This is a genomic window from Pseudomonadota bacterium, from assembly GCA_026388275.1.
In the GTDB taxonomy this organism is placed as follows: Bacteria; Desulfobacterota; Syntrophorhabdia; order Syntrophorhabdales; family Syntrophorhabdaceae; genus JAPLKB01.
In genome coordinates, this window is the sequence record JAPLKB010000052.1 from 30,431 (window position 1) to 57,345 (window position 26,915).

20 protein-coding genes and 1 pseudogene are annotated in these 26,915 nt (G+C 43.3%); 13 read left to right on the forward strand and 8 right to left on the reverse strand.

Translation table 11 applies throughout. From position 1 onward, the window contains the following. Positions 1-174: 174 nt before the first annotated feature. From NT010_12420 to NT010_12450, 7 genes and pseudogenes are all read left to right on the forward strand, one after another. Complete coding sequence (locus NT010_12420) at positions 175-3,738, forward strand: Swt1 family HEPN domain-containing protein (protein ID MCX5806845.1); 3,564 nt, start codon at positions 175-177, stop codon at positions 3,736-3,738. Next, the gene (locus tag NT010_12425) at positions 3,739-6,765 is read left to right on the forward strand and encodes a hypothetical protein (GenBank protein ID MCX5806846.1); all 3,027 of its coding nucleotides are present in this window, start codon (positions 3,739-3,741) and stop codon (positions 6,763-6,765) included. 55 nt (positions 6,766-6,820) lie between these two features. Beyond that, entirely contained in the window at positions 6,821-7,774 is a 954-nt protein-coding gene (locus NT010_12430) for a hypothetical protein (GenBank protein MCX5806847.1), read from the forward strand. 367 nt (positions 7,775-8,141) lie between these two features. After that, a pseudogene (locus tag NT010_12435) lies at positions 8,142-8,549 on the forward strand (BRO family protein). Between the two features lie 355 nt (positions 8,550-8,904). Beyond that, a complete protein-coding gene (locus tag NT010_12440) occupies positions 8,905-9,147 on the forward strand; it encodes a hypothetical protein (protein MCX5806848.1) in 243 nt (80 codons plus the stop codon). Next, a complete protein-coding gene (locus NT010_12445; protein MCX5806849.1) occupies positions 9,140-9,571 on the forward strand; it encodes a putative toxin-antitoxin system toxin component, PIN family in 432 nt (143 codons plus the stop codon). The genes NT010_12440 and NT010_12445 overlap by 8 nt, the downstream gene beginning before the upstream one ends. Positions 9,572-9,834: 263 nt before the next feature. Beyond that, positions 9,835-10,761 (forward strand): ParB/RepB/Spo0J family partition protein, encoded by a 927-nt coding sequence (locus tag NT010_12450; GenBank protein ID MCX5806850.1) that lies wholly within the window; start codon positions 9,835-9,837, stop codon positions 10,759-10,761. A 36-nt stretch (positions 10,762-10,797) separates the two neighbouring features. Here NT010_12450 and NT010_12455 read toward each other — a convergent pair whose 3' ends face one another. The 6 genes from NT010_12455 to mnmG all read right to left on the reverse strand — a co-directional run bounded on the left by NT010_12455 (position 10,798) and on the right by mnmG (position 18,723). Then, positions 10,798-11,160: a type II toxin-antitoxin system HicB family antitoxin gene (locus NT010_12455; protein MCX5806851.1), complete on the reverse strand. Its 363-nt coding sequence runs from the start codon at positions 11,158-11,160 to the stop codon at positions 10,798-10,800. Next, positions 11,157-11,417, reverse strand: a complete 261-nt coding sequence (locus tag NT010_12460) for a type II toxin-antitoxin system HicA family toxin (protein MCX5806852.1) — start codon at positions 11,415-11,417, stop codon at positions 11,157-11,159. The genes NT010_12455 and NT010_12460 overlap by 4 nt, the downstream gene beginning before the upstream one ends. A gap of 59 nt (positions 11,418-11,476) precedes the next feature. After that, positions 11,477-14,680 carry a carbamoyl-phosphate synthase large subunit gene (gene carB, locus NT010_12465; protein ID MCX5806853.1) on the reverse strand — a complete coding sequence of 1,068 codons (3,204 nt, stop codon included), beginning with the start codon at positions 14,678-14,680 and terminating at the stop codon, positions 11,477-11,479. Between the two features lie 93 nt (positions 14,681-14,773). Continuing rightward, positions 14,774-15,940 (reverse strand): glutamine-hydrolyzing carbamoyl-phosphate synthase small subunit, encoded by a 1,167-nt coding sequence (gene carA / locus NT010_12470; GenBank protein MCX5806854.1) that lies wholly within the window; start codon positions 15,938-15,940, stop codon positions 14,774-14,776. After that, positions 15,937-16,605 carry a hypothetical protein gene (locus NT010_12475; GenBank protein ID MCX5806855.1) on the reverse strand — a complete coding sequence of 223 codons (669 nt, stop codon included), beginning with the start codon at positions 16,603-16,605 and terminating at the stop codon, positions 15,937-15,939. Before NT010_12475 ends, carA begins: the two co-directional genes overlap by 4 nt. A gap of 255 nt (positions 16,606-16,860) precedes the next feature. Further along, on the reverse strand, positions 16,861-18,723 hold the full coding sequence (gene mnmG / locus NT010_12480) for a tRNA uridine-5-carboxymethylaminomethyl(34) synthesis enzyme MnmG (protein MCX5806856.1): 1,863 nt from the start codon (positions 18,721-18,723) through the stop codon (positions 16,861-16,863). 393 nt (positions 18,724-19,116) lie between these two features. Between mnmG and NT010_12485 the strand changes: the two genes are divergently transcribed. The 5 genes from NT010_12485 to NT010_12505 all read left to right on the forward strand — a co-directional run bounded on the left by NT010_12485 (position 19,117) and on the right by NT010_12505 (position 24,092). Then, positions 19,117-20,034, forward strand: coding sequence for a cation diffusion facilitator family transporter (locus tag NT010_12485; GenBank protein ID MCX5806857.1), 918 nt, complete (start codon positions 19,117-19,119; stop codon positions 20,032-20,034). A gap of 286 nt (positions 20,035-20,320) precedes the next feature. After that, on the forward strand, positions 20,321-21,172 hold the full coding sequence (locus NT010_12490) for a protein-glutamate O-methyltransferase (protein MCX5806858.1): 852 nt from the start codon (positions 20,321-20,323) through the stop codon (positions 21,170-21,172). Then, a complete protein-coding gene (locus NT010_12495; GenBank protein ID MCX5806859.1) occupies positions 21,169-21,648 on the forward strand; it encodes a chemotaxis protein CheD in 480 nt (159 codons plus the stop codon). Before NT010_12490 ends, NT010_12495 begins: the two co-directional genes overlap by 4 nt. 63 nt (positions 21,649-21,711) lie before the next feature. Then, on the forward strand, positions 21,712-22,773 hold the full coding sequence (locus tag NT010_12500) for a chemotaxis response regulator protein-glutamate methylesterase (GenBank protein ID MCX5806860.1): 1,062 nt from the start codon (positions 21,712-21,714) through the stop codon (positions 22,771-22,773). A 104-nt stretch (positions 22,774-22,877) separates the two neighbouring features. Further along, complete coding sequence (locus NT010_12505; protein MCX5806861.1) at positions 22,878-24,092, forward strand: response regulator; 1,215 nt, start codon at positions 22,878-22,880, stop codon at positions 24,090-24,092. Between the two features lie 91 nt (positions 24,093-24,183). On the opposite strand, the gene eno is transcribed toward NT010_12505, so the two are convergent. Beyond that, entirely contained in the window at positions 24,184-25,464 is a 1,281-nt protein-coding gene (eno, locus tag NT010_12510; protein MCX5806862.1) for a phosphopyruvate hydratase, read from the reverse strand. A 159-nt stretch (positions 25,465-25,623) separates the two neighbouring features. Between eno and NT010_12515 the strand changes: the two genes are divergently transcribed. Further along, entirely contained in the window at positions 25,624-26,376 is a 753-nt protein-coding gene (locus tag NT010_12515) for a DsbC family protein (protein MCX5806863.1), read from the forward strand. Between the two features lie 97 nt (positions 26,377-26,473). On the opposite strand, the gene NT010_12520 is transcribed toward NT010_12515, so the two are convergent. After that, positions 26,474-26,659 carry a hypothetical protein gene (locus NT010_12520; GenBank protein MCX5806864.1) on the reverse strand — a complete coding sequence of 62 codons (186 nt, stop codon included), beginning with the start codon at positions 26,657-26,659 and terminating at the stop codon, positions 26,474-26,476. Positions 26,660-26,915: the final 256 nt, after the last annotated feature.

The window sequence follows — 26,915 nt, forward strand, 5'->3', positions numbered from 1 at the left end:
GCTACCGCTTTATTCTTGAGTTAAACATCTCCCGCAGCCTGGAAAAGGATCACCTATTTTGTCCTAAAACTAACATAACCATTAAATTTCATTGACAAAACAGGTTCATAGAGATAGGATTTTAAAAATCACATTATATAATATAGACTTGCTGTCCATCACAAGGGGAGAGATATGGATAATGACCTGCCTGGATATTTGCAAAAGGTGTCTGTCGGTTTATCGGGTTATCTGGAGAAGGTTCTTCCCGCAATTTACGATGATTGGTGGCAGGATGGGGTATTATCGTCCCTTTCCTTCAATCAACGACGCCGCCTTGAGCAGCAAGGACCAAATTCCCTTTCCTCTCTGGACCTGGCTGCCCTGCTGCGCATACTGGATCAGAATTGGTATCAGGTTTCTGAAAAAAAGTGTCTTTCTCCCGAAGCCCGCCATTTCCTCAAGGAGATGCAAACAATTCGCAACCGGTGGGCACACAAAGGGACGGATGGGTTCCCAGCCGATGATATATACCGGGATTTGGACACATTGCAACGTTTTACCGTAATTATTGAAGCAAACCCTGACCTGATTCAGCAAATAGCCACTGCAAAACGTTCCCTGCTGGTTGAACAACCTTCTCCTACCGGCGCTGCAGAAAATTCCTCCTTAGTAACAGTACAATCTGCCTCAGATATCAAAGTGGGTCACATTGTCTGCCTGAAGACTGACCCCTCTGTCCGTGGAGCTGTGATTGAGGTATTGTCGGGTGAACCCGAACCTCGTTACCGAGTCTTTGTAGATAGGGAAATCAGGGTTTTTTATGCTTCACAGATAACACCTGAAACGCAGACCGACAGTTCTTTCCATATTTTGACGAATAAACAGTTTCGTTGCTATCTCACCGCCTTACAGCTTCGCCACCCAAGTGTATCTACTCTCTACTCGATGAATTCCGCTCGTGTTGATTTCATTCCTTATCAATTTCGCCCTGTCCTCAAATTTATCCGATCCGACCGCCCTCGTTTGCTTATTGCCGATGGCGTTGGTGTGGGTAAGACCATTGAGGCTGGTTTGATCCTTCGTGAACTCCAGGCACGCCGCGACATCCGGTCGGTGCTTATAATATGTCCCCGACCCATGGTTACCGAACGTAAGTGGGAAATTGAAATGAAACGTTTCGAAGAAGAATTCGTCCATCTGGATAGTAAAACACTGCATTATTGTATTACAGAGATGGACCGTGACGGTGTATGGCCTACCCGTTATGAAAAAGTAATCGTGCCTTATTCACTTTTTGACAAAGGCTTACTTGAAGGAACTGAACCAAAAACCCGTAGCAAAAGGAAAAAGGGACTGGAAGGTCTTGACCCGCTCCCGAAATTCGATCTTGTGATTGTTGACGAAGCCCATCATATCAGAAACGAAGCAACCTATAGTTACAAGGCTGTAAAGTTTTTCTGCGACCATGCCGAAGCTGTTGTTTTTCTCACGGCAACCCCTATCCAGATGGGCAGCAACGATCTTTACGTATTGCTTAATGTTCTCCGTCCCGATCTCATTATTGACAAGGAAGCATTCAGACACATGTCTGAACCTAACCCCTATATTAACGAGGCTGTTGCGGCAGTTCGCAGCCAACAGCCGGGATGGACTGAGATTGCCTCCGGGGCATTGGAACAAGCAACTAATACACCATGGGGCCATGCGATTCTTTCCGATGATCCTGAATTCAATTCAGTGCAAAATAAGCTTTTACAGGATCATTTAAGCGCAGAAGACAGGATCACCTTGATTCACAAAATAGAGTCCTTTCACACCTTTTCAGGTATTATTAACCGTACCAGAAGAAGGGATATCGGTGATTTCACTATAAGAAAACCTCAAACAGTTGAAGTGCCTTTCACAGATGAACAAAAAGAGTTGCATGACCGTATACTGGAGGTCCAGGCAGATATCTTTAGACGACTCCACGGGGACATAAATGTTCGATTCATGATGACAACAATCTGTAGGCAGGCAGCGAGCTGTCTCTTCGGGCTGGCTCCTCTGCTTAAGGATATACTCGGCAGGCACATTGACGAACTGTTATGGGATGAAGCCGATGATATGTATGAGCCCACTTCTGCCATAAAACCGGAAAAAATTAAAACTGAAATTTTTACAATACTGGATCTTGCGAAGAATCTTGAACCGATTGATCCTAAGCTACAAGCTCTCAAAAACATCCTCGACGGCAAACAACGGACGGCAAACAACAAAGTAATGGTTTTCAGTTGCTTTCGGCATACGCTCAATTATCTCCATACTGCATTGCTAAATGAAGGATTCCGTGTTGGTTTGATTCATGGAGGAACGCCGGATTCTGATCGTGTTGATATGCGTGAACGTTTTGAGCGTTCTCTGGAAGACAATGATGCCTTTGATGTGCTTCTTTTTTCAGAGGTCGGGTGCGAGGGTCTGGATTACCAGTTCTGCGACTGCATCGTCAACTATGATCTGCCTTGGAACCCGATGCGGGTGGAGCAGAGAATCGGGAGAATAGACCGAAGAGGCCAGTGCAGCGAAAGCGTGGTAATATTCAACCTTGTAACGCCTGGCACCATAGATGCAGATATTTACGAACGCTGTTTGCTTCGTATTGGTGTATTTAACAATGCCCTTGGCAGTTGCGAGGAGATACTTGGTGAAATAGCCCATGAAATAAATAATATAGCTCAAAATTTTTTGCTTACTGAGGAAGACCGTAAAAATAAGTTCCAACAGCTTGCCGACAACAAAATCAGATTAATACAGGAGCAGGAAGAATTGGAACAGGAACAGATTGAGCTTTTCGGTATAAGGTTGCCTGAAGATCAGTTGAAAAAGGAGATTTCCGATGCAACAAGTTTCTGGCTTTCCCAGGATTCTATACATGATCTTGTACTCTCCTATTTGCAGGAGACCCTTGGAACTGGTAAAGACTTCATTCTTGGAGAAAAGGTTCTTAAGAACCTTCGTCTTTCCCGGGAAGACCGTGACAGATTATTGAAAGACTTTCAGAGACTGCCAAAACCGACCCCTGCATTTTACCGATCCTGGGAAACATGGCTGAAAGGTGACAGCCCTTACCTTGAAGTGACCTTTGATGCTGCTGCAGCATCAGGTCATTCGAAGGCCGCTTTTATTATGCCTCTCCACCCTCTGGCAAGACAGGCTGTGCTTGCCATGAAAATAGAAGAGAAAATGTTCACAACGTTGAAAGTGATTGAGCCTGCAATTAGTCCGGGTATTTACCCCTTTGCAGTTTACCAGTGGCATATCCGTGGTATCCGGGATGACCTGCACCTCCAGGTTATTGCTGAATCGGACGAACTTGCCCGGTTATTGCCTGAACTTCTTGAAAGAGCTGAAGATGATAAAATCAATAATGAAGCTATTGCCGATGTTTCAATCTGGACAAAACTCGACAACCGACATTATCATCAATGGTCTGCTGCCAGAGATGAACACATTAGACAGACTCAGGAAATAGCCCGATTTCGGCGCGAAAGTCTTTCTTCCAGCCATAAAGCAAGAATTGCACTTCTCATAGAACAGTTGGACACAGTAAGTAATGAAAATATACAACGGATGCGGCAGTCGCAGATAGTCACAGCCGAGGCGGACTATGCCCGGAGAAGCCAGGAGATTGATATAGCTATGGAACGAGCAGATATAACCGCCCAGCCAGTGGTGCATGGGGTTATAAGAATTTGTAAATATGAGGGAGGTCTATAAATGCCGAGTGCCTATGACAAAATCAGAGAAGATAACATCTTGGAATACGGCCAGGGGACTCGCCATCTGTCCTTTCTTGGCAGGCTCTATACTGACAGGACTCACTTTGTCTTTGAACTCTTGCAGAACGCTGAGGATGCCGGAGCTTCCCGAATCCTGTTTAGACTTTTTAATGATAGACTGGAAGTGACTCACGATGGTCGTCCCTTCAATGAGCTCGACGTCAGAGGCGTGTGCGGTGTCGGTGAGGGCACGAAGGCGGATGACCTAACACAAATCGGGAAATTTGGAATCGGTTTCAAATCTGTTTACGCCTATACGTCCAAGCCGGAAGTTCACTCGGGGGCTGAAAGCTTTAGAATCGAGAGTTACGTTCGTCCTTATCCTGTAGAACCAAGAAGAACTGGAGATTCATGGACTACCCTCTTTGTTTTCGCCTTTGATGCAGTTGGCATCGATCCGGAAACAGCATGCCGCGAGATCAGCGCGCGTCTACGCAACTTAAGCGCCAGAACTCTCCTGTTTCTCCGAAAAATCAACGAAATTGAATATAAATTGCCGGACCTGACAGATGGTGTTTATTTGCGTGAGGAAGTAGTTAGGGGCCCTGCGAGGCAGGTTACCGTTATCGGTCAAAATAACGGTTTGGATGAGGATGAGGACTGGCTTGTCTTCGAACGGCCAGTACCGGTCCCTGATGGCAGCTATCAGGTTCTGGTTGAGATCGGTTTCCAGCTTAAAACCAGTACTAAAAATGAAGCAGAAATTATTTCAGGGATGAAAGATGTACCGCTGGTGGTCTATTTCCCGACCGAGAAGCCGACCAGATTCAGTTTCCTTATTCAGGGCCCGTACAGAACAACTCCCTCGCGTGACAATATTCCCAAAGAGGATGATTGGAATAAAACTCTTGTGCAAGAGACAGCTCATTTACTTACTGATGCATTACCAAAACTAAAGGATTTAGGGCTAATATCTGTCTCTCTTTTAGAAGCGTTGCCTGTAAGGATAAATGATTTCCCAAAAGATAGCATGTTTTATCCGATTGTCGATGCTGTTCGGAACGCGCTCATTAACGAAGACTTACTCCCAGCAGATGATGGAACCTTTGTATCCGCGCAAAACGCAAAGCTATCTCGCGGTGCTGATCTGAGGAAGCTTTTGAATCAGGACCAACTTTACCAACTGTTCCAGTCAAAGAATATGATCAAATGGTTGGTAGGGGAAATAACGCAGGACCGTACACCCGACCTCCGCACTTACCTGCTGAACGAGCTTCATATCGAGGAGGTCACTCCAGACAGTTTTGCAAGGAAGATTACCCAATCGTTCCTGGCGAATCAGGGTGACAATTGGTTTGTAGACTTCTATGAATATCTTTCCGGTCAAGAGGGTCTCTGGCGTCCTTCCCGCTGGGCTGGGGATGCGGCAGGGCTTCTCCGATCCAAGCCTATCTTGCGGCTCCAAGACAACAGTCAAGTTGTGCCTTTTCGGTCCGATGGTGTAACACTAAATGCTTTCTTGCCTCCTCCGGAAGAGACTGATTTCCCTATTGTAAAGCGGACAATTGCCAACCATGGAAAAGTAAAGGATTTCCTTGAGCGACTAAAATTAAAGGAGCCTGATGTTTTTGATGACATCGTGAGACAGGTTCTACCCAAATACACGGGACCAGATATGTCGTCTATTTCATCAAGCGAACATGTGTCCGACATTCAAAAGATCCTGCGCGCGTTGAAGGCAGACTCAGAAGCTGGAAAAAGGAAAGTGACACAGGCCGCAAGTCGGACGCCGTTTTTAAAAGCTGTCGATCAGAATGGTAAAGTATCATTCAAAAAACCGGTGGATATATATTTTCCAACGCAAGAGCTTTTGGACTATTTCCTCGGAAATCCTGATGTGTGGTTCTTAGACGAAATCGAGGGTGGAGAGGAGTGGTGTGAGATTGGAGTCGAGAACAAGCCACGCTTTATGAAAATTAGGATTGCCCTGCCTTGGGACGAAAAAATAAGGCTAATGGGCAACCAAGGACATACAAGGGACATCGAAACAACCGATTACACACTCGATGGGATAGAAAATTTCTTGTTGAGATTTTCGGAAGGGAAGAATCAGTTTGATATATATTCACTAATTTTGTGGAATTTCCTCTTGCAGCATCTCAAAAAAAGTTCTCATTACCGATTCTATGAAGGTGAATACAAATGGTTTTATTATCAAGAACGATCCGTCATATTTGATGCTACCTGGAAAAAACAACTTTACAACAATGCGTGGTTGCCAAAAGATGGCGATGATGTTCCTCATTTACCAAGCGAACTGCGTTTAGTTGACCTTCCAGATTCATTCAATCGTGACGAGAAACTGGCAAATCTGTTAGGGATGAAAGAGGATGTTGTTGCTATCCTCGCGGAAGAGGCCGGTGTTAAAGCTGATGATATTGAGCTTATGAGGCAACATCCAGAGGAATTCCAAAGATGGAAAGATGCGATTGTGGCACGGAATAACAAGTCGATATTCCCTACAAGGCCGGTATCTAACCCGGAGCGGCGACGCGAAGCACTTGTCGAAGAGCTTACCGAAGCCCCTGAGAAGGAATACAAGCTACGAACAAGATCAGTTCGGGTTACCGAGGCAACTTCATATACACGTAAGTGGCTTAACGAGCAGTACAGAAACGACGACACAGACGAGATGTTTTGTCAAATATGCCAGAAAGAGATGCCCTTCAAAAAGCACAATGGTGAATATTATTTTGAAGCTATTGAAGCACTTTCTAGAGATTATTTCACTAAAGAACACGAAGCCCAGTTTCTTGCCCTTTGCCCAGTGTGTGCAGCCATGTACAAAGAATTCATCACGAGCGAAAAGCTACAAAAGGAGCTTCTGAAAGAATTGTTGCTTAATTCAGAAGAGCTCGAAATCCCGCTTCAACTTGGTGAGCTAAGCACATCCATCAGATTTGTCGAAACCCATCGAGAGGATTTAAGAACCATCATTCAAAAGTATTCTGAAAAGGATGATTGATATGTCCGCCAAGAAGATAATCTACTTTAAATTTTCCTAAGACGAGGAACAGACAATGAAAATGAAAAAAACTCTTATAGTTTTGGGTGCTGGAGCCAGTAAGGATATACATGAACCCTTCCCTACAGGATACGAATTAATTAAAGAAATCAATTACCACCTGACAACAGATTGGATTTGCCCACCTGAGACAGATAAAGGTCCTTACCTGTCTGCCCTGATGAATGAAATCAATAAGGTTTTTACATATAATATAATGAGTTCTGTTCATGTTTTAAGAAGTAAACTTTGGGAAGTAGTACTACACTATGAACATGAATATTTAAGATCTTTGAACATTTCTGGGCCAACAATAGATCACTTTATCTACGAAAAAATCCAAAATGGTAAATTGGATAATAATGCAAGAAATGTGGCTCGATTTGCTATAGCATATTTGATTAAAGGATTGGAACTAGCTTTATTCGAAAAAAATATGCCGATTCAAAAGGAAAACTGGATTGAAGAACTATTTAAAAAGCTGAGCAAGTATCCGTTCGACGAGGTTCTGGAAAAACTAAATGTTGTAACCTTCAATTATGATCGTGTTTTTGAATATTTTGCCTCGGAGTATATTAAGAAATATTATCCCGGCGAGTCAGATAGTCGAGGACAGCAGTTCATAAGATCAAAAGTATGCCATGTTTACGGATCGTTAGGAACATTCACTGAGACTCCCTTCGAGCTCAAAAATAATGAGACAGACAAGATGAAAACTGCATATACAAACTGCAACCTTATGGATTACAGCGGAAAGCCGATACAGTGGCCAGCAGGTACAGATTTTGAAAATATCTATTTCCTCGGTTTTGGGTATGATAAGGAGAACCTAAAGCGGATTAATTTGGACGGTTTCATAACGGCAATTAAAAAAGGTACAGGCAAGGCAAATATCACAAATCCCTATTTGATAGAGGTAGTTCCTAACAAAAAATGTTTTCAATTCTGCAAAGAGGATATAAATGTATGAATCCATCATCTCGAGGAAAAAGAGAAAGGGGTCGCGCCTTGACACGGGACAGGAAAGGTGATTAGCATCGCGATTGTGGAGGGGAGAGATGTTTAAACCGAAATATACCATAACTTCCGAAATTCCTAATAATCTCACAAAGACAGTAGAGGCAAAGGCAATGTTTGAAAACGCTTACCTCATTCCCATCCGGTCAGCATCACCATGAAAAAGATGCAGGACATCCCGGAAGTGAAGTACCCCGCGGCAATGGCAGGACAAGACCGCGCTAACTTTCTCAGAGGAAACTCCGAGGTATTGACCCGCGGGGCAATACGCATCATCGAGGGGGTCGATCAACGGTAGATAAAAAAGGAGATGAATAGCAATGACAGAGAAATCATTAGCTGTTTTTGAAGGAAAACAAATCCGCCGCCACTATGATGAGAATACCGAAACATGGTATTTCTCAGTGGTTGATATTTTGCAGGTTCTAATACAGCAATCTGATTATCAGGCGGCTCGAAACTACTGGAAAGTTTTAAAAAACCGTTTAAAAAAAGAAGGCAGTGAGTCGGTTACAAAATGTAACCAACTGAAAATGGAATCTGCAGACGGAAAAAAATACCTGACCGATGCTGCTGATCCGGAAACATTGTTACGGCTTATTCAGTCTGTTCCAAGTCCCAAAGCAGAACCGATAAAACTATGGTTGGCAAAGGTGGGATACGAACGGTTACGGGACATGAGCGATCCTGCGCGCTCACTCGACCACGCCCGTGAATACTGGCAACAGATGAAGGGGATATGGGGTAAGGTCTTGTTTTTTGCATTCGAATGGGCGATGGACAGCCATAAGGATATAAATAACTCAGCAGATGCAGGTGAGTGAAAAGGTAAGGCTGGGAAGAAACATAAAAGGGGATAGCTCAGAACGATGAAAGTCAAGGAATCTGAAAAACATAAACTGAAACAATGAATTACCACGAGGCAAGTCCATGGGTATCAAAGGTAAAATAGTGACGGCCTCTTATACGAAGCAAGTTTCCGGGAATGGATCCGAGGGCATTCAATTTGTTTGAAATTATGCAAGGGAAAGTATAAACTCTATATCATTTATACTTGTAACCCCAGGAAGTAAGGAGGTTTTTATGGCTACGAGAACTCTAAAACTCGACATTTCTTTTCAGGAACTTCTTGCTGTTGTGGATCAGCTTGAATTGGATGAAAAAATGTTTCTCAGGAGAAAGCTGGACAAGGAAAAGGTCCCTTCCTGGCAGGAGCGTTTTGGAAGAGCACTTCAACAGCTCGGCAATAAAAATAAAAGGTTCACAGCAAAGGAAGTGCTAACCGATGTCGAACAGGCCATTTCCGATGTAAGAAAAAATGCATAGAATTAAGGCTGTTTTAGACACCAATATTATTGTCAGTGGTATCGTATCACCAAAGGGCTCAACAAGAAAACTTCTTGAACTATCAAAGGAAGAAACATTCAAAGTTGTGACCTCGATTTTGATAAATCGGGAAATCCTTGAAGTTCTCCATAGGAATAGCATATACACGAAATATGGCCTCAATGAAGCTATCATAGATGACATCGCTTCTTTTCTTTATGAGGGTACAATTTTAACAGAAGATTCGTACGAAATTATGAAAATCAAGAAAGATCCGGAAGATGATAAATTTATCAACTGTGCCGTTGAAGGGGAAGCAGACTACATAGTTTCCGGCGATAAACATCTGCTTGATCTGAAACATTATAGCGGTATACAGATTGTTAATGCAACCAGCTTTTTGAGAATCCTGCAAAAAGCATGACGCTAATTCCAATAAGGAACGGCATCACGGGGGATTAAAGGCAGTGAATAGTGTGCGGTTTAATCCCGCTTTATGCGGGACATAGTATATAGTGAACAGTGGTAAGGGCGCTAAACGGGTTATGACTTCTTGGTATCTCAACCTTTTCTGTAAAGTTACTCCTTGATAAATAACCCCAGCAAAGGGTGTGTGTGTTGCTATTCACTATGTCCCGCATTAAGCGGGATGAAACCGTTCACTGAATTTCAAAAAGGGGGAACTATATGGCAACTAAGAAAACAGTTGAAAGTACGGAATTTATGTACCTGTCTCTGGAAAGCATTATAGTGGAAGAACAGGTTCGTTCAGGGATCGATACGGAGAGTGATTCCTTCAAGGCACTCATGGAATCGATTAAAGACCGGGGTGTATTAGAACCTGTCCTTGTAACACCAAAAGACGGCAAATACCTGCTGCTATGCGGGGAACGCCGTTATCTTGCAGCCCAAAAGCTTGATCTGGAATCCATCCCTGCTCGTATCGTCAATACGATCACCCAGAAGGATGAGATACTGGCTTATCAGTTGACGGAGAACCTTCAGCGGGAAGACCTGAATCCCATCGATCAGGCAAAAGGGATACTTACATATATTCAGGCAAAACATCCCGATAAGGGATTCGATGTGAACGGGGTGATGAACGAATTAGTAAGCTATGATAGAAGACCTGACGGAGTATCTGCCGAAATTGCCGCAACGTTTGCGGCAATTCTTGAAATCTCCGGAAAGTCAACAAAGACGCTGTTCAACGGACTATCACTTTTAAAACTTTCTCCTGAAATTCAGGCCGAAATCAGGTCAGGAAACCTGCCTGTTTCCCAGGGGTATCTCTTTGCCGCCAACCTTGATTGCCCGGATCTTATGACGATATTTACCGACATTTTGAAGACGCCGGTTACTTACATTACCTTGGAAAGAATGCTCACTGCATACAAAAAAGTCAAACCTGAACCGACTAAAACAAAACCCATACCTGTAAAGAAACAGGTTAAAAGTATTGCATCAATAAAAACAGTCTTTGAAAAGGGTATTGGAACCTATATACGGGAAGACGTTGAAACATATCTCTATGAACTACAGGTTTTCTGTAATTTTGTACAGCAACAGAGTTTTATAACCCCATACGGCAAGAAAAGACCGCCACAGGTGTGAGCAGGGAGAAAAGGGCAGGTGAATCGAAACAGCTCTTTAATGCTCACGGTGTTTGTTCTGACTTATGTCTGCCAATTCCCGTTCGATTGCTTTTTTGATAAAATGGTTCAGTGATATTCCTGCTGTCGTGGCCTGGATAAGAGCGTTGATATGCAATTCCGGCGGTATGCGGACGTTAAAGCTGCCCTTACATGATTTTAACGGTTCTTTTCCAGTTTCCTTGCATAGAAGGATATAGTCTTCAACAGCCTCAATAAAAGCCTCTTTCAATTCCTTTACGCTGTTACCTTCAAAGGCAATGAGGTCATTGACGCCTTCAATCCTGCCATGGAATATCTCGTCATCAGCATTATAATGGACTGTTCCGATAAAATCTTTGTGCATCATAATATCTTTCATTGTAGTATCCCCTGTCTTTTCAATTCTTCAAGAATAGCATCAATCTGGTACTGCTTAAGCTCAGGATGAGGATGTGGTTTATGTAGCCTGATAATATGCTGTGTTGCATGATCTATAAATGCAATCCTCGATCCTGATGTCTTACCTGTTTTGGCCTCCTTATATCCATATACCGATAACAATCGTTTCAACTCATCGTAAGTGAAATCTTTTGGTTTAGAAATTAACCTTTTCAGGAGCTTATCAGCTTTTCCCATGATTTATAATTATAGCAAATGTTTTAAAATATGCAACCGATAATGTGTTACAAATAAATTTATTTGAAATAATCTTGCAGTGCTTTGACCTGAAGTCCGCCTTTTTTAATGTGTTCTATGGCATTAACCATGGCCTGTGCACCGGAAAGGGTTGTTGTGTATGGGATTTTGTACTGGACTGCGTTTGCCCGTATACTTACTTCATCCTGCATCGGATTTCTGCCGCTTGGTGTATTAATGATAAATTGAAGCTCACCATTCTTGATCATGTCAACGATATGTGGTCTACCTTCAGATACCTTATTGACGAAAGCTACATCGATCCCGTTGTTTGCGAGGACTTTTCCGGTTCCTTTTGTGGTAAATATCTTAAAACCCAGGTCGGACAGCTTCTTTGCGATGAATACTACATTCCTCTTATCCTTGTTTTTTACACTCAGGAGCACGTTTCCGGAAGCAGGGAGGTCCTGGCCTGCGCCGAGTTGTGCCTTGAGAAAGGCAGCGCCGAAATTCATGTCTATTCCCATGACCTCACCGGTAGACTTCATTTCAGGCCCGAGGATCGTATCAACCCCGTAAAACTTATTGAAAGGGAAGACTGATTCTTTCACGGCTACATGCGTTATCTCAACCTCTTTATCAATTCCAAGGTCTTTCAATTTTAGCCCTACCATCAGTTTGACAGCTACCTTGGCCCACTGGATGCCGGTGGCTTTGCTGACAAATGGAATGGTTCTGCTTGCACGGGGATTTACCTCAAGTACATAAATCACATCATTTCTTACGGCGTACTGGATATTCATGAGGCCTATAACGTTGAGTTTCTTAGCAAGCATATATGTGTATGTCTTTATTTTGTCGATCACCTTGTCATCGAGAGAGTAGGGCGGCAATGCACAGGCGCTGTCTCCCGAATGGATGCCGGCTTCTTCGATATGTTCCATGATGCCTGCAACTACGCAGGTTTCGCCGTCGGCAACGGCATCTACGTCTATTTCTATGGCATCTTCAAGAAACTTGTCTATCAGGATCGGTTTATCCGGTGACGCTTCGGCTGCCTTTTCCATGAAGTTCATAAGGTCGCCGTCTGTATAAACGATTTCCATGGCCCTGCCGCCAAGCACATAGGACGGCCGCACCACAACAGGATATCCTATCGTGTTTGCTACTTCTTTTGCTTCTTCAAATGATATGGCTATGCCGTTTTCGGGCTGGGTGAGGTCCAGTTCTTTAAGCAAAGTCTTGAACTTGTCCCTGTCTTCTGCCATGTCTATACTTTCCGGTGTTGTTCCTATTATGGGTACGCCTGATTTCTGCAAGGCCACTGCAAGGTTGAGCGGCGTCTGTCCGCCGAACTGAACGACTACGCCATCCGGTTTTTCACGTTCTGCAATATCAAGCACATTTTCAAAGGTAAGAGGCTCAAAATACAATTTGTCTGATGTGTCATAATCTGTGCTTACAGTCTCAGGGTTGCTGTTTACCATGATAGTTTCATAACCGAGTGCTTTCAGCGCAAAAGCGGCATGGACGCAGCAGTAATCGAATTCTATACCCTGGCCGATTCTGTTTGGCCCGCCGCCCAGGATCATGATCTTTTTTTTGTCAGAGATCCTTGATTCGTCTTCTTTTTCATAGGTGGAATAGTAATAAGGGGTATATGCCTCAAATTCGGCGGCGCATGTGTCAACAAGCTTAAAAACGCTTTTAATGCCCATACTGATTCTTGCTGCACGTATCTCTTCTTCGTTTTTGCCGATAAGAGTGCCTATCTGCCTGTCGGAAAATCCAAATCTTTTTGCCCTGAGCATAAGTTCTTCAGATAAATCATCCTGCCCGGCTATTTCTGCTTCAAACTGCACAATCTCTTCAATATTCTTCAGAAACCACCTGTCTATGCCTGTGAGCTCATAAATTTCGTTAATATCGATGCCTGCCTTTAATGCGTGGCGAATATAGAATACCCTGTCTTTGTTCGGGGTAATCAGTTTTTGTTTTATAAACAGCGGGTCATGTATACCCGGAAGTCTCTCGTCCATGATTCCGTAAACACCAACTTCAAGCGACCTGAAGCCCTTTTGCAGCGCCTCCTTAAAGGTTCTTCCAATGGCCATTGCCTCCCCTACGGATTTCATCTGCACGGTCAGAGTCTCATCCGCCCCTTTAAACTTTTCAAAGGTAAACCTTGGAACCTTGACAACACAATAGTCTATGGTCGGCTCGAACGATGCCGGGGTCTTTTTTGTTATATCATTGGGGATTTCGTCCAGGGTGTATCCTACTGCAAGCTTTGCAGCGATCTTTGCAATAGGGAATCCTGTAGCCTTTGACGCAAGGGCTGAGCTCCGGGAAACCCTGGGATTCATCTCAATGATTGTCATCCTGCCTGTATCCGGATGTACGGCAAACTGGATATTGGAACCTCCCGTTTCAACGCCTATTTCCCTTATGATCTTGATAGCGGCGTCCCTCATGGCCTGGTATTCTTTATCTGTCAGGGTCTGTGCCGGCGCCACAGTGACGCTGTCGCCTGTGTGCACGCCCATGGCGTCAAAGTTCTCAATGGAACAAATAATGACAACGTTGTCTTTTTTGTCCCTCATAACCTCAAGTTCATATTCCTTCCAGCCTATGACGGATTCCTCGATGAGGATTTCTGTGGTCATGCTGCTCTCAAGGCCTCTTAAGGCGAGGACTTTAAATTCTTCTATATTGTATGCAACCGCCGCACCTGTGCCTCCGAGGGTATAACTTGGCCTTATGATGAGCGGAAAGCCTATTTCTTTAGCCACCCACTTTGCATCATCCATATTGTGGGCAAGGCCGCTTCTGGGCACTTCGAGACCGATATTTTCCATAGCAGCCTTGAACTCTTCCCTGTCCTCAGCCTTTCTAATCGCTTTGTAATCAGCGCCTATCAGCTCTACATTATATTTATCGAGGATGCCCCTCTCTGAAATGATTGTGGCAAGGTTAAGGGCTGTCTGACCGCCGATAGTGGGAAGGATCGTATCGGGCCTTTCAACTTTAATGATCTCTTCAAGTATTTCGGGTGTAAGGGGCTCAATATAAACCCGGTCTGCCATATCAGGGTCTGTCATGATCGTTGCAGGGTTGCTGTTAACAAGGATTACCCTGAAGCCTTCCTCTCTCAGCGCCTTGCATGCCTGACTTCCTGAATAATCGAATTCACAGGCCTGGCCGATCACAATCGGGCCGGAGCCTATGATAAGTATGCTATTTATGTCTGTTCGTTTCGGCATATTGATCCTTTTTCGGCATTTAGCTCATTGCTCCTGGCTGATTTATGCGAATTTTCTTTGCCATGAACTATGAGCTATGAACCACGAACTGGTTCATATTTTTTTCTTCCTGAACTCCTTCATCATATCGGTGAATTTTGCAAACAGTCCGTATGCATCATGTGGTCCCGGTGATGCTTCAGGGTGGTACTGGACAGAGAAAACAGGGTAAGTCTCATGTTCCAGTCCTTCAATTGTATTATCGTTCAGGTTGATATGTGTTGCCTTTACTGATTCTGTTTTTATTGAATCAATGTCTACGGCAAAGCCATGATTTTCTGAAACTATATAGACCTTTCCCGTTGCCAGGTCTTTTATGGGCTGATTTGCCCCGCGGTGGCCGAACTTGAGTTTATATGTTCTTCCTCCATATGCGAGGCCAAGTAATTGTTGACCGAGACAGATACCGAAGACAGGGATTTTGCCGATAAGTTTCTTTATTTCTTCTATGGCATAAGGCACGCCTTCAGGGTCGCCGGGACCGTTAGAAAGGAGCACTCCATCGGCTTGCATTGCAAATATATTTTCTGCAGATGTACTTGCAGGAACAACCGTTACATGGCAGCCGGACTTATTGAGCATTCTAAGAATGTTCATCTTCACCCCGAAATCCATGACAATAACCTTTAATAGTGAATGGTGAATAGTGAATGGTGAATAGTCCGGACGGTTAATCCTGGACTGCGAACCCCGATCTTCTTCTCTGTTGCTCCAAATATAGGGTTCCGTGCAGGTTACTTCCTTAACAAGGTCTCTGCCGATAATGCCCTTCGATGCCTTTGCTTTCTTTACAAGACTTTCGGGATCCGAATCTATCGTGGAGATGATGCCTTTCATTGCGCCCTGAACCCTTATATGCCTCGTAAGGGCTCGTGTATCAACCTCTTCTATGGCTAATATGTTATGCCTGTGAAGGTAATTGACAATATCGTCCTGAGACCTGTAGTTGCTTGCAATCTTGCTTAATTCTCTGACAATGAATCCTTCTACCTTCGGATTGACTGATTCAATATCGTCTTCGTTTACGCCGTAGTTGCCGATGAGGGGGTAAGTCATTGTAACAATCTGTCCTTTATATGAGGGGTCTGTCATAATTTCCTGATAGCCGGTCATGCTGGTGTTAAAAACTATTTCCCCTTCCCTTTCACCCTCTATCCCGCAGCTTTTCCCCTCAAATATAGCTCCGTCCTCAAGGGCAATGAATGCCTTTGCTGCTTTCATTCGCCTCCCTTGCAAGCTTCTATGCATATGCCGCAGATATGATGGCCGAGGTTCCTTTTATTTTTGAATTGGGTAATCATGTCGTAACATCCTTTATGGTCAAATAAGGATTGAGTATCTTTTATCGATCCGGCCGGACATTTGTCGATACATGCCATGCAAGCCCCGCAATCTCCGTCAAACGGTTTGTCCGGTATAAGCGGCATATCTGTAAGGACTGCATTGTATCTGACTCTGGCTCCCAAAACAGGGTGTACCAGGAGATTGTTTCTGCCTATCCATCCTATACCTGATAAAACCCCTATATGTTTATGGGAAATATGCCCTTTCTGGTTACGCCAGTCTATAACCTGGGAGGCGCCGAAGGGTAAAGCTCTGTAGCCTTTTTTTTCAATTTCCTTTGAGAGCAGATATGCTATCATGTCGAGCCTGTAGTTCAACTGCCTGTAATGATGAAGATAGAGGGGGTTGGGCCCGTCCATTACAGTATCCAGAATACCTTTTGACAATACAAGACCAAAAGAGACGGCGAATGGTAACCTCTGTTTTATTGAATCTTCCAGGCCTACCAGTTCTTTTTCATATAGTGACATATCACCGATACCCGAAGTATCAACTCCGAAATCGGCTAACCAGATTTTAATAATGCTGTTGTTATCTTCCACTATGTCCTCAATTACTGGGGCTCACGTCGCCCCCTCCGCCTTTCCGTATGCACGAAGGATGTCCGCTCACTTATGTTCGCTTGGACGTCCGCTTGCGCTGGGACGCAAGTAAATGCATTTACGTCCTACGTCCGAAGGAGTATAGCGACTGAACGTCCTTCGTCCCTCGGGTAAATTGTCGCCCCTCCACCAGCCAGGCTGTCGGCTTTTTGACTCTTCAATTCAACATTCAAAATTCAACATTCAACATTTTATTTACAGTGTTCCTGTTTTTTTCAAATGTATCATCAATGCTGTTATGGCTGCCGGTGTAATACCCGGAATTCTGGATGCCTGACCTATGGTAAAAGGCCTGATCTTTGATAATCTTTCCACTACCTCCAGCGACAAGCCGGAAATGTCAATGTATGGGGTTTCAGAGGGAATTTTCATATTTTCAAGTCTTTTTGTCTTCTCTATCATCTCAAGTTGTCTTTCAGTGTAGCCCCGGTATTTTATATCTAACTCCACCTGATATGCAATATTTTCTTCCAGGTCGTTGAAGCTTGGTTCTATCCGTTTTATGCTGTCCATGGTCACTTCCGGTTTTTTGAGAAGTTCTTCAAGCGTGACAGGGTTTTTTATGCCTTCAAAACCGTTGTTTTTTAACATTTCAATCGTTTCAGCATTAGGCTTAAGTCTTATCGACTGCAACATCTCATGCGTCCTGGCGATCTTCTTCTTTTTTTCCACTACCTTCTCGTAACGTTCTTTGCTCACAATACCGGCGACATAACCTTTTTCCGTGAGTCTCAGGTCTGCATTGTCTTCCCGAAGCAGGAGCCGGTATTCAGCCCTTGATGTAAACATCCTGTATGGTTCGTCAACCCCTTTTGTAACCAGGTCATCTATCATAACGCCAATGTATGCCTCATCCCTGCCAAGGCAGAATATCCCCTTATCTATAACCTTTAATGCAGCGTTAATGCCTGCCATCATGCCCTGAGCTGCTGCTTCTTCATAGCCTGTTGTCCCGTTTATCTGTCCTGCGTGGAAAAGATTGCTTATCAGTTTAGTTTCAAGGGTGGCATATAGTTGTGTGGGATATACAAAGTCATATTCTATCGCATAACCCGGTCGTGTAATCTCCACATGTTCGAGACCGTTGATACTTCTGAGCATCTTTAACTGTATATCAAGGGGAAGGCTCGTGGAAAGCCCGTTCGGGTAATATTCTATAGTGTCGAGACCCTCAGGTTCGATAAATATACGGTGTCGTTCTTTATCCTGAAATCGTACTATTTTGTCTTCAATAGACGGGCAGTACCTGACTCCGGTACCTTTTATTTTCCCTGTATAGAGGGGTGATCTGTCGAATCCCGACCTGATTGCATCATGGGTTTTTTTGTTTGTATATGTAAGCCAGCAAGGAACAAGTTTATTATGGACTGTCCCTGTCAGGAAAGAAAAAGGTTGTGGCGGGTCATCGCTGTGCTGTGGCTCAAGCTTTGAAAAGTCTATTGTCCTTCCGTCAAGCCGGGGGCATGTCCCTGTTTTGAGACGACCTATATCAAAACCGAGTTCTTTGAGACACAGGGAGAGGCCGACAGAGGGTGCATCCCCCATCCTTCCTCCCTCGAAATGTTCCAGACCCACATGAATAAGCCCTCTTAAAAATGTTCCTGTTGTTATAATAACACATTTTCCAAAGAACTTTTCTCCCCACTGTGTTTCGACGCCGATAACCGTGTTGTTGTTAATCAGAAGTTTTTCTACTATGCCCTGCCGTAAGGAGAGATTTTTCTGATCCTCCAGTACTTTCTTCATTCTCAGAGCATATTTCATTTTGTCTGCCTGGATGCGGGTAGCGCGAACAGCAGGTCCTTTTTTCATATTAAGGATGCGGAACTGAATACCTGTGGCATCGATATTCTTACCCATTTCGCCATCCAGTGCATCCAGTTCTTTTACAAGATGCCCCTTGCCAAGCCCTCCTACAGCAGGGTTGCATGACATGAATGCTATATGATCCAGATTGGTTGTCAGAAGAAGGGTTTTTACGCCTATACGTGCAGCAGCAAGCGCAGCCTCACAGCCTGCATGACCTGCACCAATTACTATAACATCAAGATTGTCCATGGTATCCCAAGGTAAAACTCCCGTAAGATTAAAACCGCCATAGCTTAGCAGAAATAGCACGTTTTTTCCACTTTATCGAACGGGCCCATTACCGTTTTCTTGTATTTTGGGGATATTCCTTTAAACTAAATTATGGATTATGCGGCTGAATCTTATGGATTGCAGGGAAGGTTTTATACCAATTCGCCTTCAATCATATAACTTTGTTGCCTCCTCCTCGCACTCCTCGACGTGCTGGTAGTACGCCTGCGTCGGCTCGTCGTCGTCGCCTCGTTCTATGCATGAATCCGAATTGGTATTAGCCCTGGCGCAGACAAGACATATATTTTTGTATATAGGAGACAATTATTATTCTTGAATATTTAAACTCAATAAGCATTAAATAATATTTCAATGGATATAAAACAAAAAGCCTCTTTATTCGCGATCGTGTCTGCAGCAATCCTTGCAACAGGTAAGTTTTCCGTAGGGTTGATCTCAGGGTCTATGGCAGTGATGTCCTCAGGCCTTGACAGTTTGCTGGACGTGTTCATGTCCGGCATGAACTTTTTTGCCATAAAGAAGGCTGCAAAACCGGCAGATCATGAACATCAGTACGGTCATGGAAAAGCAGAAGATCTGGCTGCAATAATTCAATCTCTTGTTATTGTCTTTAGCGGGGCTGCAATAATCTATACAGCTATTGAAAAATTCATCGATAAAGAAGCAATTACCTATTCAAAATTCGATATCGGGGTCATGGTTTTTTCCCTTGTTTTTACTATTGCCATTTCAACTGTTCTGAAAGTGGTCGGAAAGAAAACCGGCTCGCATGCGCTCATGGCTGATGCCCTCCATTATACGAGTGACTTCTATTCCAACTCTGCTGCTATTGTTGCGATTGTTCTTGCCTATTACACGGGCAAAACGTATTTTGACTTGTTGTTTGCGGTCATAATCGGCTTAATTATTATCTTTTCCGCGATAAAGATATTCAGGGACGGGCTCTCAGGACTTATGGACACCAGCATTCCTGAAAAGATAGAAATAGAAATTCGAGACATTATTAATGCTATGCCCTTCCCCTATGCCGGGCACCACAAACTGAGAAGCCGTCTGGCAGGCAACAAAAAATATCTGGATTTCCATTTATTGATATGCAGGAAGGCGCTAATTGAAGAAGCACACAATCTGGCTGAAGCAATAGAAACGAAGATGATTAAAAAGATACAGAATATAGATGTTACAATACATATCGAACCATGCCCTAATAAATGTGAATTAACCGATGAAACGTGCGTTGTCCTGAAAATGAAGCTCCAGAAAAAATAAAATCAAAGATGACATAATCCTCTGAGGAAATCACTGTCGTAGAGGAAATAGGGGCAGGCGAGGATTTGGAGTTGGCAGGAAATCAGTAGAAAAAAGTAAATGTTTTCCAAATAAATACCGTATAAAAATAAAGCTTAATATCTGTTGTTTTTTAACCGAAAACCATAATATGGAAAATAAGGAACATGAAATGTAAGATGGTTAATTTCGACCAATCAGAATTACTCCGGATACTATTCTATTCATTCCACATTAAGATGTTATTTTTACTGTGAGGCAGATAAATATGATCAGTAACGAGCATTCACAGAGTTCAACGGTCATCATGTCCGGCAAGGACTTTTCACGTCTTAAGGATTTTATTTACAACGAGTGCGGTATAAATATCGTTGATTCAAAAAAGACTATGCTGGAGGCTCGGCTTCAGAAGAGACTGAGGAAACTGAACCTTACATCCTTTTCCAATTATTGTGATTATCTCTTCAGCCCGGAAGGCATACAGGAAGAAATGACGGACATGATAGACCAGATTACCACGAACAAGACAGATTTTTTCCGGGAGCCTGCCCATTTTGAATATCTCAGCCGCAGTGTCCTCCCGCATCTTGCCGGTACCAGAAGAAATATTTTTGTATGGAGTGCAGGCTGTTCAAGCGGTGAGGAGCCTTACACGCTGGCTATGGTGTTAAGTGATTTCGCAAATATTAACAGGGGTTTTAACTTCCTTATCCTTGCGACGGACATTTCTACGAGAGTTCTTGATAAGGCGAAGTATGCCGTTTACGATGAGGAACGAATAAACCCTGTTCCTTATGACATGAGAAAAAAGTACCTACTGAAAAGTAAGGATATGACAAAAAAAATATACCGTATTGTGCCGGCACTGCGTGAGCAGGTCAGGTTCAGACGATTAAACTTTATGGACAGAGACTTTGGCTTTCGTGAACCAATGGATGTGATCTTCTGCCGGAATGTTATCATATACTTTGATAAACCGACGCAGGAGAAACTTTTAAATAAATTTTGCCAGTATTTATCTCCTGATGGCTATCTCTTTATGGGACATTCTGAAACACTTTTCGGTATGGATGTACCCTTGACTCAGGTAGCGCCAACAATATACAGGAGAATTGCTTGAGAGTCTTCCTGAAGCCTGGAGAACTATATATCTCAGACATTCCAACCGTGGTTTCCACAATCCTCGGTTCATGTATTGCTGTGACGATATTTAACAAAAGGCTAAAGACAGGCGGTATCTGCCATGCAATGCTGCCAAAAAGTCCTTATTCAAAAGGACACGGCGTATTTCGCTATGTTGACAGTGCTATTTCTTATATGCTCAACAAATTTGAAACAATGGGCGTCAAGAAAAATGAGATTGAGGTAAAACTCCTGGGTGGTGCGGATGTAATTGACCGTCTGAATGAAGATACGGCATCAATAGGACATAAGAATATAGAAGCTGCGTTGGAGATTATCAGAAGTGAGAATCTTAAGCTTGTAGTGTCCGATGTGGGGGGTAAAATGGGTAGAAAGTTGCACTTCTATACTCACACGGGCAAGGTGTTGCTAAAACGTATAAACTCGGTCCAAAGTTCATTGTCCAAGAAATGACCGTATACAAACCAAAAAAAGGTTTGGATTACCCGGAAATGATGAATTAATTGAGAGGTACATATGAACAGAATCAAAGTCCTTATCATTGATGACTCGGCAGTAGTCCGTCAGGCGATGACGGAAATCCTTTCGTCCGATCCATCGATTGAGGTAATAGGTGCTGCCAGAGACCCATATCTTGCTGCAGAGAAAATGAAAGAGGTGGTCCCGGATGTGATCACTCTTGATGTAGAGATGCCCCGGATGGACGGTATTACCTTTCTCCAGAAGATCATGTCGCAGCACCCGATTCCGGTTGTAATGTGTTCAAGCCTGACCGACAGTGGTTCGGAAACAGCTCTAAAAGCCCTTGAATATGGTGCTGTTGAGATTATCCAGAAACCCAAAATGGGAGTTAAGCAGTTCCTGGAGGAATCGAAGATACTTATTTGCGATGTTGTAAAAGCCGCTGCAAGGGTCCGTACAAAAAAGAGCATCACGAAACCTATTCATGTAGAGCCTAAACTTACGGCAGATGCGGTTATCCCGAAAGAGATGAGTAAGGCAATGATCCAGACCACGGAGAAGGTTGTGGTCATAGGGGCGTCTACAGGAGGAACAGAGGCATTGAAGATCTTTCTGGAAGCTCTCCCCGAAGATGCAGCCGGTATGGTCATTGTACAACACATGCCGGAGAACTTCACCCGTGCCTTTGCAAACCGTCTTAACGGCCTCTGTAGGGTGTCTGTCAAAGAAGCAGAGGATAACGATACGGTTATAAGAGGACGTGCGCTCATTGCCCCGGGAAACAAGCATACCCTTTTAAAAAGAAGCGGTGCCCGATATTTCGTAGAAGTAAAGGACGGACCGTTAGTATGTCGTCACAGACCATCTGTAGATGTGCTCTTCCGTTCAGCATCCCGTTATGCAGGAAAGAATGCAGTAGGGGTGATTATGACCGGTATGGGAGATGATGGAGCAAAAGGTATGCGAGAAATGAAAGATGCAGGAGCATTCAATATTGCCCAGGATGAGTCATCCTGTGTTGTTTTCGGTATGCCGAAAGAGGCAATTAAACTTGAAGCAGTAGACAAGATAGTACCGCTGGAAGGAATTGTGCAGCTTGTCTTAAATAATACATGATAGTTTACACAAAAAGTCCGGAATGCAGGGAATGACCTGTTGCCTGTATGCTGCCGGATAAGCCTTGTGTGCTCGATCGTGTTAATTGCTACACTGGAAAAATTATGAGTGACAAGAAAAACATCCTGATTGTAGAAGACAGCAAGTCACAGGCAGAGATCCTTAATAAAATCCTCTCACAGGAAGGTTATGTTGTAACTTCAGCAAAAGATGGACTTGAAGGACTCTATGTCCTCATGAATTTAAGGCCTGATCTTATTATCAGCGATGTCTGGATGCCTAATATGAACGGCTATAAATTCTGCCGCACATTAAAGGATGATGTTAAACTTCAGGATATTCCCGTCGTATTGCTAACATCACTATCCGATACAGGATATATTGTTCAAGGGCTTGTTGCAGGAGCCGATTATTATCTCACAAAACCTTACAGCGAAAACCTCCTGCTGTCAACGGTGGATTCAATACTCTCAAACCCTGAAATGTATACAGGGGGCAAAGGGCAAGAAATATTTGAAATCAAGACAAAAGATAAAATAGTCAAAGCCTCAATAGATCCTCAGCATATATTGAACTTCCTTTTTTCAACATATGAAAATCTCCGGTATGAGAACCGGAGTCTTGTTAAAACAAAAGATGAATTAAGAATGCTTAATAACAATCTTGAAGCGAAGATAAAAGAAAAAACATACTCCCTCGAGATGGAAGTTGAACAGCGAAAATATACCCAGGAAACCCTTCATAGGGCATTGAACGGAACTGTGGCTGCTTTGTCTACAGCCGTAGAAATGAGGGATCCATATACGGCAGGTCATCAGTTGAGGGTATCACGGCTCGGATGTGCCATTGCAGCGGAATTGGGTTTGCCTGAAGAACAGATCGAAGGGATGCGGGTTATGGGGTTTCTCCATGATATAGGCAAGATCATTGTCCCTGCAGAGATTCTGAGCAAACCGAGCAAGCTTACGGATTATGAGTTTCGTTTCATTAAAGAACATTCCCAGGCCGGTTACGACATATTGAAAGGTATAGCGTTCCCGTGGCCTGTTGCGACTGCTGTTGTTCAGCATCATGAAAGACTAAACGGCTCCGGTTACCCTTCAGGTCTTGCCGGGGATAAGATCATCCTTGAGGCGAGGATAATAGGTGTCGCAGACGTTATAGAATCAATGGCATCACACAGACCCTACAGACCTGCTCTTGGTATTGGCAAAGCATTGGATGAAGTTGTGCAAAACAAGGGGATTCTTTATGACCCCGATGTGGTGAACTCATCGCTAAAATTGTTTCAAGAGAAAAGATTCAGTTTTGAAGAATGAAAACTGCAATAATTATTACGAGGCAGTATGTTTCAGGGCACAGCATGGATTACCGGGTGCCTGTATACCGGCACCCGGCTTACCGTATTTTCTAAGGTTTTATGCTATAGAATACCTCTTTTCCTCCGAAGACCGCAGTTCCTTCCATCTCTTCTTCTATTCTCAATAATTGATTGTATTTAGCGATCCTTTCACTTCTTGATGCAGAGCCGGTTTTTATCTGTCCTGTATTTGTTGCAACGACAAGATCGGCAATAAAAGTATCTTCCGTTTCTCCTGACCGATGTGAAATAACGCAGGTATATCCCGCCCTTTTTGCCATTTCAATTGTTGTAAGTGTTTCAGTTACTGTTCCAATCTGATTTAGTTTTATCAATATGCTGTTGGCTATGCCTTCCATTATGCCTTCCCTGAAAATTTTAGGGTTTGTTACAAATACATCATCGCCGACAATCTGTATCTTTGATGCGCATCTATCCGTAAATTTTTTCCATCCTTTCCAATCATTCTGAGCAAACCCATCCTCTATTGAAATGATGGGGTAATCATTTATGAGTGATTCATAGAAATCAATCAGTTTATCGCTGGTTAATACGTTACCGTCTATATGATATTTGCCCTTTTTGTAAAGTTCGCTTGCAGCGACATCCAAGGCCAGAAGTATGTCTTCTCCTGGTTTGTATCCTGATTTTTTGATAGCTGTAACGAGGGTATCGAGGGCCTCTTTTGTGGAAGCGATCTGTGGCGCAAAGCCTCCTTCGTCGCCTACCCCTGTGGCATATCCCTTGTCTTTAAGCACACCCTTCAAAGTATGAAAAACTTCAACTCCCATTCGGAGTGCCTCTTTAAAGCTATCTGCACCGACAGGTGCTATCATAAATTCCTGCACATCAAGGGAGTTCTGAGCATGGGCTCCGCCATTTGTTACATTCATGAGGGGTACTGGAATCTCTCTTGGTCTGATGCCTCCTATGTACCGGTACAGGGGTAATCCAAGATATTCCGAAGCTGCTCTGGCAACTGCCATCGAGACCCCGAGAATTGCATTGGCACCAAGGTTGCTCTTATTCTCTGTTCCATCAAGTTCAATAAGAAAATTATCAAGGAATGCCTGTTCAAGTGCATCGAATCCTTCAATCTTTGGCGCTATAGTCTGGTTTACGTTGTCTACTGCTTTCTGGACACCCTTTCCTTTATACCTTTTTGTATCCCCATCTCTCAGTTCAAGAGCCTCCCTCTCGCCGGTTGATGCGCCGGAAGGGACGATTGCCCGGCCTATAGACCCGCTTTCAAGCGCAACTTCAACTTCTACTGTGGGATTACCTCTGCTGTCCAGCACTTCCCGGGCGAAAACGTCGTATATTGTTGACATATGAACCTCCTTTATAATATGAGATGAGTGCTAAGTGCGTAGACGGTGTCTGAAAAGTCGAACACTTAAAACTCATAGCTTTGTTTCCTGCAATTTTGAGAATAACACAGTACAAAAAGGTCGTCAAATACTTTATATTATACTGCAAGGAGGAATGGTATGCTGAGAAGACTGATAACTGTTGTGTTCTTTTTATTTATTATTTTGGCGGGTTTTTCAATGTTAACGTTTGCACAGACCGATGTGGATGCAACAAAGGTAATGGAAAAATTTAAACAAGCCTTTCCGGAGATTAAGGCCGAAAGTATACGGAAAGCAGATATTGAGGGTATGTATGAGATAAGTACGCCGGGAAAAATATTATATTATTTTCCCGAAAAAAATTATCTGTTTACCGGTTCCATATGGAATTCAGAAGGTAAAAATCTGACGAGTGAGAGTAAGAGTGCTATTATAACGGAAAAAGTCAAAAAAATATCTCTTGAAAAAGCTTTAAAATTCGGAAAGGGTGAACGTATTATCATTGAATTTACCGATCCGGATTGTCCGTATTGCAGGGATGCATCAAAATATCTTTCAAAACAGGAAAATATTGTAAGATATGTGTTTTTTCTCCCGCTTCCAATGCATAAAAATGCGGAGCAGAAAATAAGGTATATATTTTGCGAGAAGGATAAGGAAAAGGCATACAAAGATGCGATGAACGGTCAACTTGACAATATGAAATTTACTGTATGTAAAAATGAAAAAGTGGAAGCGCTTATCAATGAGCATAAACATATTGCAGCCACAACGGGCATTAACAGTACTCCCCAGTTCTGGATAGACGGAAGGCACGTTGAAGGAGCAGACATACCGTTGATTGAAAAGCTTCTTGGCGGCGGTGCTAAAGAGCCGGTGAAAAATCAGTAAGCTGTTTTGTCTTGTCAAAAGTTTTCATAATATTGTTTTGTTTCTTGAGTATTTATTAACTTTTTCTCCTGGTCGGTAAGCGGCATGATTGGGATATTCATCTTCGGCGCTCTGCTTCGACTTGCGATCCTCCGACGTACATTGAGTACGTCTGCGGCCTGCAAATCTCACAGCCCATCCGAATCTGAAACATCCCTGCCATGCCGCTGACCACCCAAGCCTGATTCACATACACGTTTATGTGAATCAGGCGGAAATGAAGAAATCTTTCTTCATTTCCCATACTTCCTGTTGCCTCCCCCTTATTATGACTTTTAAGGGCATATCTTTACTCAACCTTCTTATCAATTTTTCATTCAGATTTTGACAATACCATATCATCATGATTTGTTTGATTTATTTATTTTCATCGGGTAATATTTTGTATATAAAAAAATAAAATAGGGGGATAAAAAATGGCAACAAAGAAAATAATGGAAAGCCCGGAATTTCTGTACCTGCCTCTGGGAAGCATTATAGTGGAAGAACAGATTCGTTCA

Excerpts from the sequence above, each read along its gene's own strand:
- carA (MCX5806854.1), bottom strand. The coding sequence starts at position 15,940 with ATGAAAGCAGCAAAGGCATTCATTGCCCTTGAGGACGGAGCTATATTT.
- NT010_12515 (MCX5806863.1), top strand. The coding sequence starts at position 25,624 with ATGCTGAGAAGACTGATAACTGTTGTGTTCTTTTTATTTATTATTTTG.
- NT010_12425 (MCX5806846.1), top strand. The coding sequence starts at position 3,739 with ATGCCGAGTGCCTATGACAAAATCAGAGAAGATAACATCTTGGAATAC.
- NT010_12440 (MCX5806848.1), top strand. The coding sequence starts at position 8,905 with ATGGCTACGAGAACTCTAAAACTCGACATTTCTTTTCAGGAACTTCTT.
- mnmG (MCX5806856.1), bottom strand. The coding sequence starts at position 18,723 with ATGGACAATCTTGATGTTATAGTAATTGGTGCAGGTCATGCAGGCTGT.
- NT010_12520 (MCX5806864.1), bottom strand. The coding sequence starts at position 26,659 with ATGGGAAATGAAGAAAGATTTCTTCATTTCCGCCTGATTCACATAAAC.
- NT010_12420 (MCX5806845.1), top strand. The coding sequence starts at position 175 with ATGGATAATGACCTGCCTGGATATTTGCAAAAGGTGTCTGTCGGTTTA.
- NT010_12500 (MCX5806860.1), top strand. The coding sequence starts at position 21,712 with ATGAACAGAATCAAAGTCCTTATCATTGATGACTCGGCAGTAGTCCGT.
- NT010_12485 (MCX5806857.1), top strand. The coding sequence starts at position 19,117 with ATGGATATAAAACAAAAAGCCTCTTTATTCGCGATCGTGTCTGCAGCA.
- NT010_12490 (MCX5806858.1), top strand. The coding sequence starts at position 20,321 with ATGATCAGTAACGAGCATTCACAGAGTTCAACGGTCATCATGTCCGGC.
- NT010_12505 (MCX5806861.1), top strand. The coding sequence starts at position 22,878 with ATGAGTGACAAGAAAAACATCCTGATTGTAGAAGACAGCAAGTCACAG.
- carB (MCX5806853.1), bottom strand. The coding sequence starts at position 14,680 with ATGCCGAAACGAACAGACATAAATAGCATACTTATCATAGGCTCCGGC.
- NT010_12460 (MCX5806852.1), bottom strand. The coding sequence starts at position 11,417 with ATGGGAAAAGCTGATAAGCTCCTGAAAAGGTTAATTTCTAAACCAAAA.
- eno (MCX5806862.1), bottom strand. The coding sequence starts at position 25,464 with ATGTCAACAATATACGACGTTTTCGCCCGGGAAGTGCTGGACAGCAGA.
- NT010_12430 (MCX5806847.1), top strand. The coding sequence starts at position 6,821 with ATGAAAATGAAAAAAACTCTTATAGTTTTGGGTGCTGGAGCCAGTAAG.
- NT010_12445 (MCX5806849.1), top strand. The coding sequence starts at position 9,140 with ATGCATAGAATTAAGGCTGTTTTAGACACCAATATTATTGTCAGTGGT.
- NT010_12455 (MCX5806851.1), bottom strand. The coding sequence starts at position 11,160 with ATGAAAGATATTATGATGCACAAAGATTTTATCGGAACAGTCCATTAT.
- NT010_12450 (MCX5806850.1), top strand. The coding sequence starts at position 9,835 with ATGGCAACTAAGAAAACAGTTGAAAGTACGGAATTTATGTACCTGTCT.